Source organism: Leptospira idonii (assembly GCF_004770995.1).
In the GTDB taxonomy this organism is placed as follows: Bacteria; Spirochaetota; Leptospiria; order Leptospirales; family Leptospiraceae; genus Leptospira_A; species Leptospira_A idonii.
Map to the genome: position 1 here is coordinate 1 of NZ_RQHW01000041.1, position 690 is coordinate 690.

General features: G+C 33.2%; 2 protein-coding genes. Both read left to right on the top strand.

Annotation, left to right across the window (positions count from 1 at the left end):
- On the top strand, positions 1 to 238 hold a 238-nt coding region (locus EHS15_RS10570), incomplete at its 5' end, for a type II toxin-antitoxin system HigB family toxin (protein ID WP_246052077.1).
- Positions 235 to 636 carry a helix-turn-helix domain-containing protein gene (locus EHS15_RS10575; protein ID WP_135760542.1) on the top strand — a complete coding sequence of 134 codons (402 nt, stop codon included), beginning with the start codon at positions 235 to 237 and terminating at the stop codon, positions 634 to 636. The genes EHS15_RS10570 and EHS15_RS10575, both read left to right, overlap by 4 nt.
- Positions 637 to 690 lie beyond the last annotated feature (54 nt).

A 690-nucleotide genomic window follows, 5' to 3' on the forward strand; every position in this document is an offset into this window, starting at 1 on the left:
GTCTTCCCTAAAAAGCTGGTTTAAAATCGTTAAAAACACTAATTTTAATGACTTCAATGATTTAAGGAAAGTTTTCAACTCTGTTGATCAAGTTGGGAAGTTTACTGTTTTTAATATCAGCGGAAATCACTTCAGATTAATTGCTGCCATTCATTTTAACAGAAAAAAGGTCTTTATCAGACACATTCTTACGCATTCCGAATATGATAAAGGAAAGTGGAAAAAGGAGAATTTATGATTTTAGAAATCGAAAAGGTCAAAAATGTATGGTCTGATGTTAAAGATATTCTTTCCGTTCCACATACTGAAAAACAATACAAGAAATTACTTAAAATCTTAGATTTACTTATTGATGAGATTGGAAATAATGAAAAGCATCCTTTGGCTCCTCTCATGGAAACTATTGGAAACTTGATTGAAGAATATGAAAATGATCATTTTATACAACCTAATGCGGAACCGCTACAAGTCTTAAGATTTCTAATGGATGAGCACAATTTCACACAGAAAGATCTTTCTGAACTAGGTAGCCAAGGTGTTGTTTCCGAAATTCTTAGTGGAAAAAGAGAATTGAATGTTCGTCAAATCAAAGCCCTTGCAGAAAAATTCAAAGTCTCACCTTCTGTCTTTATATAAAAACGAATAGACTTGCGACTTCGTATAACTACGGCTTACCGCTTCGCTACGGGA

What these genes read in the sequence shown, in the direction of transcription:
- EHS15_RS10575 (WP_135760542.1), top strand. Translation starts at nt 235, where the DNA reads ATGATTTTAGAAATCGAAAAGGTCAAAAATGTATGGTCTGATGTTAAA.